Origin of the sequence: Variovorax sp. IB41, from assembly GCF_016405905.1 — a bacterium.
GTDB lineage: Bacteria > Pseudomonadota > Gammaproteobacteria > Burkholderiales > Burkholderiaceae_C > Variovorax.
Map to the genome: position 1 here is coordinate 65137 of NZ_JAEFCB010000011.1, position 14762 is coordinate 79898.

Genomic DNA, 14762 nt, shown 5'->3' on the forward strand with positions numbered 1-14762 from the left:
TCTTTGAAACGACATCTTCGGCGAAACGATCATGACATATTGACTCCTGTTCGCCACAACCAGAAGACAGGAGACAAAGGATGGAACATCCCGAATCCGGCACGGTCCCCACGCATGTGCCGCGCCAAGACGAACCACCCGGCATGCGCCGGCGCGACCTCCTGGGATACGCGGCGTCCGCGCCGTTGGTTTCAGCCGCCGCCGTCGGACTTGGCGGGCTGGCCGCCCCCTCGTCGGCCGAGGCCGCGATCCTGCCGATGACGCCCCCCGACACGACCGACCTGATCGACATCGGCGATGCGGTGACGCTCACCGCGTTGCCGACGATGCCGCTGGTCAAGGTGACCAACGTGGCCAACGGCCGCGTGCGGCTGGAGCTCCCGCGCCTGGAGTCGGGCCAGGGCATCGCCACGGCCGCCGCGATGATGCTGGCCGACAAGCTGCGCCTGCCGCTGAGCGCGATCGAGGTGGGCTCGGCCGACGCCAGCCCGGAACTCGTCTTCAACCAGCTCACCGGCGGCTCGTCGAGCGTGCGGTCGCTGCATGCCGGCATGCCGCTGCTGGGCGGCCTGGGCGGACTGCTTTCGGGCAGCGCCAACGCGGTGGTCGGCCAGCGCACCACGCGCCTGGACGCGCTGGACATCGTGACCGGCCGCAAGAAGTTCTCGATGGACCAGGCCGTGCCCGAGGCGAAGCCGACCATGGTGTGCCGCCCGCCGACCATCAACGGCAAGTTCGTGCGCATCAACAACCTGAACACGGTGACGGCGATGCCGGGCGTGCTGGGCATCGCGCCGATTCCCGCGACCAACGGCATCGTGCCCACGCCGCCCGGCGTGGCGGTGATGGCCGAGACCTTCGGGCAGGCCTGGGCCGCGGTGAATGCGCTGGACGTCACCTGGACCGCAGGGCCCGTCGCGGGCGAGTCCAACGCCAGCATCCAGCAGAAGCTCAAGAGCGCGCTGCTGCCGTTCCTGCTGCCGCCGCTGGGGGCGCTCACGGTCGAGGGTGAATTCGAATTCGCGGCCGTCTCGCACTGCCCGATGGAAACCGAATGCGCGATTGCCGACGTGCGCGCCGACCGGGCCGAGATCTGGTCCGGCCTGCAGAGCCCGATCGTCACGCAGCAGGCCATCGCCATCGAGCTGGGCCTGCCGCTGGACAAGGTGAAGGTGCACGCGGTGCCCTCGGGCGGCTCCTTCGGGCGGCGGCTCTTCTGGGACGCGACGCTGCAGGCGGTGCAGGCCTCCAAGGCGCTGGGCCGGCCCTGCCGGCTGATGTACCACCGCACCGACGACATGCGCCACGGCCGCGTGCGCCCGCCCATGTTCCACCGCGCGCGCGCCACCATGCTGCTGGGCCAGGTCATCGCGTTCGAGCAGCGGATTGCCGGCGTGCGGCTGGACACGCGGCACGGCTTCGGCGAGATGCTGGGTGCCGCGGCCATCGCGCTGCCCAACGGCTTTCCGCAGACGGTGGGCAACTTCGCGATCGAGCAGGTCATGTTCAAGACCATGGTCACCTCGCCCTACAACTTCGGCGTGACCACCAAGCTGCTGACGCCGGTGGCGATGGACATGAACACCTGTTCGTACCGCTCGGTGCACATCCAGCCTTCGCGCCTGGTGGAGGAAATTTTGGTCGACGACATGGCGCGGGCGCTGCGCAAGGACCCGATCGCGTTCCGCCTCGAATACCTGCGCCTGCCTCGCGCGCGCAAGGTGCTGCAGGCGGCCGCTGCCGCGGCGCAGTGGGGCAAGGCCATGCCGGCAGGCTTCGCGCAGGGCGTGGGGGTGCACCAGGAGTCCAAGTCGTTCACGGCCTGCATCGTCGAGATCGATGCGCGGGTGCCGACCGACGTCAAGGTCATCCGCGCGACCATCGCCATCGACGTGGGCACGCCGATCAACCCCTCGGGCATCGAGGCGCAGATGCAGGGCGGCCTGTGCGAATCGATCTCCATCGTGCTCACGGCGGGGCTGCACATCCAGAACGGCCTGCCGCTGGAGGGCAGCTATTCGCAGTACCACTTCGCGCGCATGAAGAACTACCCGAAGGACGTGAAGGTCATCATCATGCCGGCCAGCACCGGCGAGGCGATCGGCGGGCTGGGCGAGGTGGGCCTGTCGGCCAACTCGGGCGCCATCGCCAACGCCTACGCGCGCGCCACCGGGCGAAAGCCACGCAGTTTTCCGCTGAATTTCCCGGTCGATTTCACCCCCATCCCCCCGGGCAAGCTGCCCACGCCGGTCGTCGTGCCGGTCCCCGCCTGAGGAGCCCGCCATGCCCGTGCAATCTTTCAAGGTGAACGGCAGCAATGTCGATGTCGAGGCGCCCGACGACATGGCGCTGCTCTGGGTGCTGCGCGACAAGCTCGGCATCACCGGCCCGAAGTACGGCTGCGGCATCAACGTGTGCAAGGCCTGCACCTGCCATGTGGACGGCAAGGCGGTCACCACCTGCTCCACGCGGGTGGCCGACGTGCGCGGCCGGCAGGTGACGACCATCGAGGGGCTGGCCAACGGCAACGTGCTGCATCCGGTGCAGCAGGCCTGGATGAACCTGGACGTGCCGCAGTGCGGCTTCTGCCAGCCGGGGCAGATCATGGCGGCGGTCGACCTGCTGCGGCGCACCCGCAATCCGACCGATGCCGACATCGATGCCATCGAGAACGTGTGCCGGTGCGGCACCTACGGACGCATCCGCGAAGCCATCAAGGCGGCGGCCGCGATGATGGGGTAGCGGGCGTTGGGCGCCGGCTCACTGCCGGTGCGATACACGTTGAGGCGGTGCGGAGACATAATTGTTAACTAATGCACACGTCTCCCGTTGCCCTTGGCCGCCGAACCGTCAGCCAGGGCTGGCGGCGGATGGGCCGATGGATTGCGAACCTGTGCCTCGTGCTGCCGCTGGTCGCCTCGCCTTGGGCGCACGCCATCGAACCGCCGACGGCAGGCGAGGCGCCACAGTCCGATAGCGCCGTCCACATCACCCGCGCCGAGCTGCTCACCGTTCCCGGCACCGGCTATACCGCGCCGCCGCGGCGCATCGAGGACGCCAGCCTGCCCGACGACGGATGGCAGGAGATCAGCCTCCCGCACACGGCCGGGCGCGAACTGGTCCCCACGCCGGAGGGCGGCGTGCGGACCCTCACCGACTGGTACCGCATCGACCTGACCGGGCTCGCGCCCTCGGCGCAGCAGCGCCTGCTCTATCTCCCGCGCTGGAAGACCCTGGGCCACATCGCGGTGTACGGCGACGGGGTGCTGCTCTATCAATCGCACGGCAGCCCCATTCACAACGGCTACAACCATCCGCTGCTGCTGTCGTTGAACGCGGCGGCCGGCACGCCGTCCCCTGTCACGGTGCTAATCCGCGTCGATCGCCTGCGCAGCAGCGGCAGCGGTTTCTCGACCGTGTGGGTGGGCGACCAAGCATCGCTGATCTGGCGCTACCAGGCGCGCCAACTGCTGCAGGTGCAGCTGCCGTTCATGGGCAGCGCGGCGTTCCTGGCGGTGGGTGCCTTCGCCTTCGCGGTGTGGCTGGGCAAGCGACGCGAACCGCTCTACCTGCTGTTCTTCGCGATCTCGGCGCTCGCGTTCCTGCGAACGGTGCATTACTACGCGGGCGGCAGCTACCTCCCGATTTCGGACGAGCTGTTCGAATGGATGACCGTGGCCTCGCTGATCTGGCTGATCGTCGCCATCCACCTGTTCCTGGAGCGCCTGCACCAGCAGCCCTCGCCGTGGCTGACGCGCTCGTCGGTGGCGCTGGCCACGGGCTGCAGCATCGCCACGCTGCCGCACCTGTCGCCCTCGATCGCGAGCCTCTACCTGATCACGCCGCTGCTCAACCTGGCGGTGCTGCCCGTCGCGGTGCTGATCTTCGCGGTGAACCTGCGCAAGGCATTGCGCGCGAAGTTGCCCGAGGGGCGGCTGGTAGCAGGATGGACGGTCTTTGCCGTCACGTTCACCTCCTACGACGGGCTGCTGCAGAACAACCTGGTGAGCCCGGAGAGCGTCTACACCTCGCCCTACGCGATCATCAGCCTGTTCTTCGTCTTCTCGTACATCATGTTCGAGCGCTACACCGGCGCGTTCGCCGAGGTGGCGCGGTTGAACAAGGGGCTGGCGCAGCGCCTGCAGGCGCGCGAAGAAGAGCTCGAGCAAAGTTACCAGCGGCTGCGCGTGATCGAGAACCAGCAGATGCTCAATGCCGAGCGCCGCCGCCTGATGCAGGACATGCACGACGGCCTGGGCTCCTCGCTCATCAGCGCCATCCGCTCGGTGGAGCGGGGCGCCATGAGCGACGCCGAAATCTCCGACGTGCTCAAGGGCTGCATGGACGACCTGAAGCTGGCGATCGACTCCATGGAAAGCGTGGACGCCGACCTGCTGCTGCTGCTCGCGACCCTGCGCTTTCGCCTGGCGCCGCGCATCGAGAGCGCCGGCGTCGCGCTGCGCTGGGAAGTGCAGCCCGTGCCCGAGCTGCCCTGGCTGGATGCGGGCAGCGCGCTGCACATCCTGCGGATCATGCAGGAGTGCATCGCCAACGTGCTGCGCCACACGCGGGCCACCACCATCTCCTTCAGCACCGCGACGGTGGGCGAGGGCGTCAGCGTGGTGATCGAGGACAACGGCGCGGGCTTCGACGTGGAAAAGGCCCTGCAGCGAAGCGGCCGGGGGCTCCGCAACCAGCAGCAGCGTGCCATGGCGATCGGCGGCACCGCGAGCTGGGAGTCCGGCAGCGGCGGAACGCGCTTCACGCTCTGGCTGCCGCTCCAGCGCAAGGCCGATACCGAGAGGGCTGCGCGGGCGTCCTGAGCCTTACTTCGTGGCCGGCGACGGCTGGGACAGCACCCAAATCGCCAGCACGCGCGCGTCGGCCTCCGTGACCAGGCTCTGCCGCGGCATGATGACGCGCCCCCACGTACCGACGCTGCCGTTGCGGATCTTCTCGGCCAGGCGCGGCGGCGCTTCCGGATCGGTGCGATAGCGGTCCGCGATCTGCGCGAAACCCGGGCCGACCTGCTTGTGGACGAGGCCGTGGCAGGCGATGCAGCCGTTTTTCCGCAACAGGTCCATCACGGGCGCGGGCGGTGCGGGTGGTGCGGTCTGGGCGAGGGATGTCGACGCGCCGCAACAGATCGACAGGAGCGCGCACACGGCAGGAGTCGAAAACTTCACGGGGACTTTGGTTTGCAGCCCGGAAAGGGCGGAGAAACGCATGGTCGCATGCCCTTGCGTGGGGCGTAGTGCATTCGCGACAAGTCGATTCAAGAGTAACTATATGTATGGTTAAATCCGCGGACTATCGCGAAAGAGGACGAGGGAATCCCATGAAGCTGTTGCTGAGCATTGCGTTCGCCGCTGTCGCCCTGATGGGCTGTACCGCCAGGGCGCCGCTGGTGCCGACCGAACCCGGCACGGGCTCCGGACTCACCTACGTGCCGCTGGTCGCCATGGAAGGCGTGGACAAGGTGCGCTACGACAGCGACGTGCAGGCCTGCCGCACGGCAGCCACGCGCATCACGGCGCGCAGCGAAACCGGTGACGCCATGTGGCTGGCGCTCGGCCTCGGATTGATCACGGTGCACGGCCAGGGCATCGTGGCCGCCGCTTCGTACACTGGCATCAGCGCAGCAGTCATCGACTGGAACGGTCGCCCCACCTCGGAACTCATGGCCGAGCACCAGGAGATCGCCATCGTCCACTGCATGGCCAAGCGCGGCTATCGCAACCTGGATCCGGACGTGCGCGACACCTTCTACGGCCACACCTTCGATCCGGTCGTCGCCGCCAAGCCGCGCCGCACGGGCATCGATACCTACAACGTCGAATCGCTGGCCAAGGCCGGTCGTTGCAACGTGCAGCCGCGCGCCGAACTCACGGCCAAGGGCCCGGGCTTCGAGTCGTACAACGTGCCTTGCGAAAACGGCGGCACCTGGGCGGTGCGCTGCGAATTCGGCAAGTGCCGCGTGCTGGCGCAGGCGCCGGTGCGCCGCTCCTGAGTCTTTTCAACCCAGCTAACGGCCGGCGTCATGCCGGCCTTTCTCTTTCTGGCTCAGCGCCAGACGTAGTGCCCCGGCACCCGGCGGCCATGCTCACGGTGCGCCGGCACCCACACCTTGTGCTTGCGGTGATGCGGCGCCGCGTGCGGCCGGTCATAGCCGGGTCCATGACGCATGGGCTGGGCCATGGCTGCACTCGAGAGCACGCAGGCGGCGAGAACGAAGAGTATCTTTTTCATGTTGGAGTCCTTCGGGTTGATGAATGCACCTCAAGCAGGTACGGCATGAACCTTAGTTTGCGGCGGTGCACGGCTTCGTAGGCCTCCGGACACTTTACAAACAGGACGTTGCAGTGGCACGACGCCGCTGCAACCAACGGCATCGTCCTACTTGACGATCATTCCCTTGAGCGCCGGGTCCGGCGGCGGGACCTTGAACTTCATCTGCCGCAGCGTCTTCATCAGGAGCTGCGCAATCATCAGGTTGCGGTGCCGCTTGCTGTTGGCCGGTATCACGTACCAGGGCGCATGCTCGGTCGAGGTGGCCGCCAGGGCGTTCTCGTAGGCGCGCTGGTAGGCGCTCCACTTGGTGCGCACTTCCAGGTCGCCCATGCTGAACTTCCATTGCTTGCCGGGCGTGTCGATGCGCGCCTGCAGGCGCTCGCGCTGCTCGTCCTTGTCGATGTGCAGCATGCACTTGACGACGACCGTGCCGGTCTCCACCAGCAGCCGCTCGAAGTCGTTGATCTGCGCGTAACGGCGCCTGGTCTCGGCCTTGTCGATCCAGCCTTCGACCACCGGCACCAGCACGTCTTCGTAGTGGCTGCGGTTCCACACCGCGATCTCGCCGGTGCGCGGCACGACGGCGTGACAGCGCCAGAGATAGTCGCGCGCCCGTTCCTCTTCGGTCGGCGCCTTGAAGGCCGCCACGCGCACGCCCAGCGGGGAGGTGCGCGAGAACACCCAGCGCACCGTGCCGTCCTTGCCGCTGGTGTCCATGCCCTGCAGCACCAGCAGCACCTTGCGGCGGCCTTCGGCGTGCAGCAGGTTCTGCAGCTCGTCGAGCTCGCCGGCCATCGCGTCGACCTCTTCGCGCTGCGCCGCTTCATCGCCCTCGCAGAAGGCGGTGTCGCCGGGGTCGATGTGCGAGAGCTTGAATTTGCTGCCGACGCGGTATTTCTTGAAGCTGGCCATGAACCGGAACTCCGTGAAGAAGGAAAGCCGACAGCCTAAGCGATCAGAGATCAGCGCTCGGTATCTTCCGGATCGATCGAGGCGCTCCAGCGGTTGTCCCATTCGGCGTGGCGGACCGCGCCGTCGAGATCGCGCCGGTCGCGCTTGGTCGGGCGCCCTTGCTCGATGGCCAGGGCCGGCTCGCTGCCCATGCGGCGCTGCTCCCGCAAGGCGGCCTGCGCGGCGATGCTCTCGGCCGTTTCTTCGTAGAGCAATTGCGCCACCGGCGCCGGCCCGCGCTGGCCGCTGATGCCGCGCACCGTCACGGTCCGCGTCTGCACGCCCAGACGCATCGTCACCGTGTCGCCGACCTTCACTTCGCGCGAGGCCTTGGCGACGTCGCCGTTCACCTGCACCCGGTTCTTGCCGATTTCCTCCGCGGCCAGCGAGCGCGTCTTGAAGAAGCGTGCGGCCCAGAGCCATTTGTCGATGCGCAGACGTTCCAGAGAGGATTCCATAGATCAGGAATTGTGCCGCCACAGCGGCAGATGCACGACGGCGTCCAGCCCGATGACCCTGGCGGTGTTGTCCTGCGCAGTGCTCTGCATGGTGCCCTGCGCGCTGCCCTGCGCGGTGCGGTTCTCCAGGTCGATGCGCCCGTCCAGCGCCAGCACGATCTCGCGGCAGATCGCCAGCCCCAGCCCCGAGCCGCTCGAGGTGCTGCCCGCGGAGAAGGGTGCAAAGAGGCGCTGCCGCAGCTCGGGCGAAATGCCGGGCCCTTCGTCGCGCACCGTGAGCACCGCCTGGCCCTCGGCGGCCCGCACGCTCACCGACAACGCCGCACCCTGCGGGCTCTGCTTGATCGCGTTGTGCAGCAGGTTGCGCGTGAGCTCCTGCAGCATCCACTGGTGCGCGCGCACGGCCACCGGTTCGTCGATGGCCAGTTCGAAATCCAGCGCCTTGTCGGCCACCAGCGGCGACAGGTCCAGCACGATGTTGCGCACCACGTCGCCCAGATCCAGCGTCACCGACTCGGGCTGCTGGCGCAGTTGCTCCACCTTGGCGAGCGAGAGCATCTGGTTGGCCAGCATCGTCGCGCGCTCGACCGTCTGGCTGATTTCGCCGAAGGCCTGCTCGGGCGCCACGTCGCCGCGGCGCGCCGACTGCACCTGCGCCTTGAGCACCGCGAGCGGCGTGCGCAGCTGGTGGGCGCTGTCGCGCACGAAGCGCTTCTGGTGATCGAGCAGCCGCTGCAGCCGGCCCATCACCTCGGTGGTGGCGTCGATCAGCGGCAGCAGCTCGCGGGGCGCATCGGGCGCGTCGATCGGCGAGAGGTCGTCCGCCGGCCGCTTCCCGATGGCTTCGCCCAGCTCGCGCACCGGGCGCGTCGCGCGGTGCACCACGAACACCGTGACGCCCGCGATCACGCCCATCAGCAAGAGCTGGCGCCAGAGCGTATCGAGCAGCAGCTTGCGCACCAGCGTCTCGCGCAGCTCGAGCGTCTCGGCCACCTGCACCACCGCCATGCCGCGGCCGCGGGCGCTCGCCACCGGCTGCAGCAGCACCGCGACGCGAACGGGTTGCTCGCGGAATTGCGCATCGTAGAAATCGACCAGCGCCGCGTAGGCGCTGCGGTCCGGAATGCGGCCGCGCCAGAACGGCAGTTCGGCAAAGCCCGAGATCAGGTCGCCGTTGAGCGCGGAGACCCGATAGAAGAGCCGGCTGCGGTTGTCGGCCTCGAAGGCCTCCAGCGCGGAGTAGGGCACGATCGCGCGCAGCTGCGCCTTCTCGTCGTAGCCCTCCACGTCGAGCTGTTCGCCGATGGTCTTGGCCGAGGCGAGCAGCGTGCGGTCGTAGGCCGTGGTGGCGGCCGCGAGGCTCTGGCGGTACAGGCTCACGCTGTTGATCACGATGAACACCGCCACCGGCGCGAGGATGCCCAGCAGCAGCCGCGCGCGCAGGGAGGAGACATGCCTCATACGGCCTTCATGTCTCGGGCCGCAGCAGATAGCCCAGGCCCCGCATCGTCATCAGCACGGCGCCCGTGCCTGCGAGCTTCTTGCGAAGGCGATACACCACCACCTCGATGGCCTCGTACTGCACGTCGGTCTCGCCCGGGAACACCAGCTCGAAGAGGCGCTCCTTGGTCACCGCATGGCCCGGCTTCATCATCAGCGCCTTCATGAGCGCGAGTTCGCGCGGCGTGAGCTCCAGCAGGTCGGCGCGGTTGTAGATGGCGCCGTTGTCGGGCTCGAAGCGCAGGCCGCCGATCTCCTGCGGGTTCAGGCCGTTGTCGGGGCCCACGCTCTGGCTGCGCCGGCGCAGCGCGCGGATGCGGGCCTCCAACTCGTCCAGGTCGAAAGGCTTGGGCAGGTAGTCGTCGGCGCCTGCGTTCAGGCCCACGATGCGGTCGCCCACCGTGCCGCGGGCCGTGAGCAGCAGCACCGGGGTGCGCAGCCCTCCGGCGCGGGCCTGCGCAAGCACCTGCAGGCCGTCCAGGTTGGGCAGGCTCAGGTCCAGCGCCACCACGTCGGGCTCGATGGCGCGCCACTGCGCCACCGCCTCGGCGCCGTCGCCGCACACGCGCACGTCGATGCGGCGGCGGGCGAGGGCGCGCTGCAGCGTGACCTGCATCGAGGGATCGTCTTCGACCAGCAGCAGCTTCATACGAGGGTCATGCGGGAAATGGGGGGACAGCGCAATGGATACTTTGGTGTTTTCCCCAGTCTGGCGGACAGCCAACTGACAGCGGGGCGGCGCATGATAGCGGCTCAGGCCTGAGTCAGGTTCTTTCAGGCTCCAGCAACTTCCTTTCAGCCCCTCCGGAGACAACCACAATGCGTCGCGATACCTTTTTGAAGTCCCTGGCCGCTTTGGCCGCTGCCGGCGCGCTGCCGCTCTCGGCGCGTGCAGCAGCCAACGTCAAGATGATGATCCCCGCCAACCCGGGCGGTGGCTGGGACACCACCGGCCGCGCATTGGGCAAGGCGCTGAGCGACGCCAAGGTGGCCGACACCGTCACCTACGACAACAAGGGCGGCGCCGCCGGCGCGCTGGGCCTGGCCCAGTTCGTGAACGGCTCCAAGGGCGATGCCAACGCGCTGATGGTCATGGGCTCGGTCATGCTGGGCGGCATCATCACCGGCAAGCCGCCGGTCAAGCTGGAGCAGGCCACGCCCATCGCGCGCCTGACCACCGAATACAACGTGTTCGTGCTGCCCGCCAATTCGCCCCTGAAGACCATGAAGGACGTGGTCGACCAGCTCAAGAAAGACCCAGGCAGCGTCAAGTGGGGCGGCGGTTCGCGCGGCTCCACCGAGCACATCGCCGCGGCCATGATCGCGCAGAAGGTCGGCGCCGATCCTTCCAAGATCAACTACGTGGCCTTCCGCGGAGGCGGCGAGGCCACCGCCGCCATCCTGGGCGGCAACGTCACGGTCGGCGGCAGCGGCTACAGCGAATTCGCCGAGTACATCGCCGCCGGCAAGATGAAGGCCATTGCCGTCACCTCCGCGCAGCGCCTGCCGGGCATCAACGTGCCCACGCTCAAGGAGCAGGGCATCGACGTGGAGATCGGCAACTGGCGCGGCGTGTACGGCGCCCCCGGCATCTCGGCCGAGCAGCGCAAGGCGCTGACCGACATGGTGCTGGCCGCCATGAAGAGTTCGTCGTGGGCCGAGTCGCTCAAGAAGAACGACTGGACGCCGGCCGTGCTGTCGGGCGACGCGTTCGCCAAGTTCGTGGACGACGACTTCGCCAGCCTGCGCGCCATCATGACGAAATCCGGCATGGTCTGACGCGCACCCTGCGCACCTTGCATGCCGAATGGCACGCTGTCCTCGCAAGAGACGACAGCGTGCCGTTTTCAAATCCAGCACCACATTCCGGGAGCAAAAAATGACAACTCCAGATTCCTCGGTCTCGCCGCCTGATGCGGCGGCGCAAGCGGCCGCGGTATGGCCGCAAACCCTCGTCGGCGCGGGCGTGCTCGTCACCGGCCTGGCGCTCGCCTTCGGTGCCATCGGCATCTCGTCCGAAGCCGGCTACGGCGGCGTCGGCCCCAACTTCCTGCCCTGGATGGTGTCCGTGGTGCTCGTGCTCTGCGGCGGCTGGATTCTCTGGGAAGCGCGCACCGGCGGCTTTCGCGAGCTCGATGCGCCCACGGGCGCCGACCGCGCCTACTGGCCCGGCTTCATCTGGGTCTCGGCGGGCCTCCTGCTCAACGCGGCGCTCATCACGACCCTGGGCTTCATCTTGAGTTGCACGCTGTGCTACGTGCTGGCCGTGCAGGGCCTGCGCCGCGCGAGCGGACAGGCCGGCGTGAATTCGCCGCGCACCTTCGCCATCGACTTCGTCACCGGCGTGCTCATCGCCGCCCCGGTGTTCTGGATGTTCACGCAGTTCCTGGCCATCAACCTGCCCGGCCTCACAACGACGGGGTGGCTCTGACATGGAAATCTTCAACGCACTCATGGCGGGTTTCGCCACCGCGATCACCCCCATCAATCTTCTCTGGTGCCTGGTCGGCTGCGCGCTGGGCACGGCCGTGGGCGTGCTGCCCGGCATCGGCCCGGCCGTGGCGGTGGCCATGCTGCTGCCGATCACCGGCAAGGTCGACATCACGGCCTCGATGATCTTCTTCTCGGGCATCTACTACGGCGCCATGTACGGCGGCTCGACCACCTCGATCCTGCTGAACACGCCCGGCGAAACCGCCAGCATGGTGACCGCGATGGAGGGCAACAAGATGGCCAAGAGCGGCCGGGCGGGCGCCGCGCTCGCCACCGCGGCCATCGGCTCCTTCGTGGCCGGCACCATCGCCACCGTCATCGTCACGCTGTTCGCGCCGTTCGTGGCCGAGTTCGCGGTCAAGCTCGGGCCGCCCGAATATTTCCTCTTGATGCTGCTGGCCTTCACCACGGTGAGCGCGGTGCTGGGCAAGAGCACGCTGCGCGGCATGACGGCGCTGTTCGTGGGTCTCGCGGCCGGCTGCGTGGGGCTGGACCAGATCTCCGGCCAGGGCCGCTACACCGGCGGCGTGCCCGAGCTGCTCGACGGCATCGAGATCGTGCTGGTCGCGGTCGGCCTGTTCGCGGTGGCCGAGGTGCTCTATGCGGTGCTCTACGAAGGCAAGGTCACCGAAGGCCAGAACAAGCTGAGCCGCGTGCACATGACCAAGCGCGACTGGAAGCGCTCGATCCCCGCGTGGCTGCGCGGCACCGCCATCGGCACGCCGTTCGGCTGCATCCCGGCCGGCGGCACGGAGATCCCGACCTTCCTGAGCTATGCGATGGAAAAGAAGCTCGCCAAGGACAAGGACGCCAAGGCCGAGTTCGGCACCACCGGCGCCATCGAAGGCGTGGCCGGCCCCGAGGCCGCCAACAACGCCACGGTGACGGCCGCGCTGATCCCGCTGCTCACGCTGGGCATTCCGACCTCCAACACCACCGCCATCCTGCTGGGCGCGTTCCAGAACTACGGCATCCAGCCGGGTCCGCAACTCTTCACCACCTCGGCCGCGCTGGTGTGGGCGCTGATCGCCTCGCTCTACATCGGCAACGTGATGCTGCTGGTGCTGAACCTGCCGATGGTGGGCCTGTGGGTCAAGCTGCTGAAGATTCCGAAGCCCCAGCTCTATGCCGGCATCCTGATCTTCGCGACGGTGGGGGCCTACGGCATGCGCCAGAGCGCGTTCGACCTGTTCCTGCTCTACGCCATCGGCCTGCTGGGCGTGGTGATGCGGCGCTTCGATTTTCCGACCGCGCCCGTGGTGGTCGGCATGATCCTCGGGCCGCTGGCCGAAGCGCAGCTGCGCAACGCCATGTCGATCGGCGAGGGCAGCGCGGTGGTGTTCTTCCAGCGTCCGATGTCGATCGTGCTGGTGATCATCGTGGTGGCCGTGCTGGTGCTGCCGCGCCTGGCCAAGCGCATGAGCGAACGCAAGTTGAAGCGCCTGGCGCAGCTGGACGCCTGACCCTCTTTCGTTTCTGTCTCTCCAGGAATGCCGCGGTGCTTTTGCCCCGCGGCATTTTTGTTTGGCATGCCCGGGTCCGCCCCAGCGGGCAACCGCTGGCGCACCGTGGCGGCTGTCCGCCCCTTGCCTGATGCATTTCGTCGCAAGGCGGATGCGCCGCGCGGCGTGCGTTCCTAGAGTCCCGCACCAGAAGACGCCGCCCGTCTTCCCCGGATGGAACCCAACGAAAGGAACTCACCATGGAACGCCGTCATTTCGCCCGCTCGATCCTCGCCGCCGCCGGTGCCATCGCACTGGGCGCAAAAGCGCAGGAGGCAAGCCCGGTCGCTGCCGCATCGCCCGCACCGGCAGCCCCCGGCCTGAAGCCTTTCCTCTTCGAGAAGGACGAGACGTTCTGGTACGAGACGCTGCGCTCCTTCGGCCACATCGCCTATGGCGGCGCGGATTTCGGCGAGGTGGTGGTCACCGCCCAGCGCATCCTCGGCGGCGACTACGACAGCTGGCACGACGAATGGCGCCTCACCGCCGACCGGGTGGCCGCCGAGGCCGAGAAGAGCCTTGCGGCGGGCCACGCGGTGAGCGCGCGCGATGCGTTCTTTCGCGCTGCCAACTACTACCGCAGCGCGGAGTTCTTCCTGCACGGCAATCAGGCCGATCCGCGCATCAACGCGGCGTATGAGCGCAGCGTCGGGTGCTTCCGCGCAGCCGTGCGGCTCACCGGCGGCGCGATCGCGCCAGTGCGCATCCGCTACGAGAACACGACGCTGCCGGGCTACTTCTATCGCGCTGCGGGAAACGGTGGCAAGGGCAACAAGCGCCGGCCGACGGTGGTCATGCACAACGGCTTCGATGGTTCGGTCGAAGAGATGCACTACGTCGCCGCGGCTGCGCTGGCCGAGCGTGGCTACAACGTGCTGAGCTTCGATGGCCCCGGCCAGCCCGGGCCGATGCACAGCGAAGGCCTCGTGCTGCGGCCCGACTGGGAGCATGTGGTCGGCCCGGTGCTCGACCATGTGCTGGCGCGGCCCGACGTCGATGCCAGGCGCGTCGCGCTGCTGGGCAACAGCCTGGGCGGCGTGCTGGCGCCGCGCGCGGCGGCGTTCGAGCCGCGCATCCGCGCACTGATCGCGCTGGACGGCATCTACGACATGAGCGAGAAGACGCTGCCGATGTTCGGCGGCCAGCGCGAAGTGGCGCGCCGCGTGCTCACCGCGCCCTCGGCGCCCGACATCGACAAGGCACTCGCGCAGGTCGCCGCGCACGATGCGCAGGCGCGCTGGGCCTTCGGCCACGGCGCCTGGGTCACCGGCAAGGGCACGGCGCGCGGCTATCTCTCGACGCTGCTGGACTACAACGTGGCCGACGGCGTGGCCGAGCGCATCCAGTGCCCGACGCTGGTGTGTGCGGCCGCCAACGACATGTTCTTCAAGGGCCAGCCCGAGGCGCTGTATGCGCACCTCACATGCGCGAAGACTTTTCTCGCGCTCGACGACACGCTGGGTGCCGGCGCGCATTGCCATGCGGGGGCGCAGCGCCTGGCGATGGCGCGCATCGGCGATTGGCTCGATGCGACGTTCGCGGCTTGAGGCTGGGCTCCCTCTCCCGC

Annotated in this window: 14 protein-coding genes; 8 read left to right on the forward strand and 6 right to left on the reverse strand. The window is 68.2% G+C overall.

Annotated elements, in window-relative coordinates:
• The first annotated feature begins 80 nt into the window (after positions 1-80).
• The 3 genes from JC881_RS19925 (at position 81) to JC881_RS19935 (ending at position 4823) form a co-directional block, all read left to right on the forward strand.
• A complete protein-coding gene (locus JC881_RS19925) occupies positions 81-2273 on the forward strand; it encodes a xanthine dehydrogenase family protein molybdopterin-binding subunit (protein ID WP_198787438.1) in 2193 nt (730 codons plus the stop codon).
• Between the two features lie 10 nt (positions 2274-2283).
• Positions 2284-2742: a (2Fe-2S)-binding protein gene (locus JC881_RS19930; protein ID WP_013541876.1), complete on the forward strand. Its 459-nt coding sequence runs from the start codon at positions 2284-2286 to the stop codon at positions 2740-2742.
• A 128-nt stretch (positions 2743-2870) separates the two neighbouring features.
• Positions 2871-4823: a sensor histidine kinase gene (locus tag JC881_RS19935; protein ID WP_233101917.1), complete on the forward strand. Its 1953-nt coding sequence runs from the start codon at positions 2871-2873 to the stop codon at positions 4821-4823.
• A 3-nt stretch (positions 4824-4826) separates the two neighbouring features.
• On the opposite strand, the gene JC881_RS19940 is transcribed toward JC881_RS19935, so the two are convergent.
• A complete protein-coding gene (locus JC881_RS19940) occupies positions 4827-5228 on the reverse strand; it encodes a c-type cytochrome (protein WP_233101918.1) in 402 nt (133 codons plus the stop codon).
• Positions 5229-5338: 110 nt separating this feature from the next.
• On the opposite strand from JC881_RS19940, the gene JC881_RS19945 reads away from it, so the two are divergent.
• Positions 5339-6010: a hypothetical protein gene (locus JC881_RS19945; protein WP_198787440.1), complete on the forward strand. Its 672-nt coding sequence runs from the start codon at positions 5339-5341 to the stop codon at positions 6008-6010.
• A gap of 53 nt (positions 6011-6063) precedes the next feature.
• Here the strand turns inward: JC881_RS19945 and JC881_RS19950 are convergent, their stop codons facing one another.
• The 5 genes from JC881_RS19950 to JC881_RS19970 all read right to left on the reverse strand — a co-directional run bounded on the left by JC881_RS19950 (position 6064) and on the right by JC881_RS19970 (position 9849).
• The gene (locus tag JC881_RS19950; protein ID WP_198787441.1) at positions 6064-6249 is read right to left on the reverse strand and encodes a hypothetical protein; all 186 of its coding nucleotides are present in this window, start codon (positions 6247-6249) and stop codon (positions 6064-6066) included.
• Between the two features lie 147 nt (positions 6250-6396).
• Positions 6397-7203, reverse strand: coding sequence for a PPK2 family polyphosphate kinase (locus JC881_RS19955; protein ID WP_198787442.1), 807 nt, complete (start codon positions 7201-7203; stop codon positions 6397-6399).
• A 50-nt stretch (positions 7204-7253) separates the two neighbouring features.
• Positions 7254-7688 carry an RNA-binding S4 domain-containing protein gene (locus JC881_RS19960; protein ID WP_198787581.1) on the reverse strand — a complete coding sequence of 145 codons (435 nt, stop codon included), beginning with the start codon at positions 7686-7688 and terminating at the stop codon, positions 7254-7256.
• Between the two features lie 15 nt (positions 7689-7703).
• The gene (locus JC881_RS19965; protein WP_198787443.1) at positions 7704-9161 is read right to left on the reverse strand and encodes a sensor histidine kinase; all 1458 of its coding nucleotides are present in this window, start codon (positions 9159-9161) and stop codon (positions 7704-7706) included.
• Positions 9162-9168: 7 nt separating this feature from the next.
• Entirely contained in the window at positions 9169-9849 is a 681-nt protein-coding gene (locus JC881_RS19970; protein ID WP_198787444.1) for a response regulator transcription factor, read from the reverse strand.
• 170 nt (positions 9850-10019) lie between these two features.
• Here JC881_RS19970 and JC881_RS19975 point away from each other — a divergent pair, with 170 nt between their 5' ends.
• The 4 genes from JC881_RS19975 to JC881_RS19990 all read left to right on the forward strand — a co-directional run bounded on the left by JC881_RS19975 (position 10020) and on the right by JC881_RS19990 (position 14742).
• Complete coding sequence (locus JC881_RS19975; protein WP_198787445.1) at positions 10020-10979, forward strand: tripartite tricarboxylate transporter substrate binding protein; 960 nt, start codon at positions 10020-10022, stop codon at positions 10977-10979.
• A 100-nt stretch (positions 10980-11079) separates the two neighbouring features.
• Positions 11080-11631: a tripartite tricarboxylate transporter TctB family protein gene (locus JC881_RS19980; protein ID WP_198787446.1), complete on the forward strand. Its 552-nt coding sequence runs from the start codon at positions 11080-11082 to the stop codon at positions 11629-11631.
• Position 11632: 1 nt separating this feature from the next.
• Positions 11633-13156, forward strand: coding sequence for a tripartite tricarboxylate transporter permease (locus tag JC881_RS19985; protein WP_198787447.1), 1524 nt, complete (start codon positions 11633-11635; stop codon positions 13154-13156).
• Between the two features lie 239 nt (positions 13157-13395).
• Entirely contained in the window at positions 13396-14742 is a 1347-nt protein-coding gene (locus JC881_RS19990) for an alpha/beta hydrolase family protein (protein WP_198787448.1), read from the forward strand.
• Positions 14743-14762 lie beyond the last annotated feature (20 nt).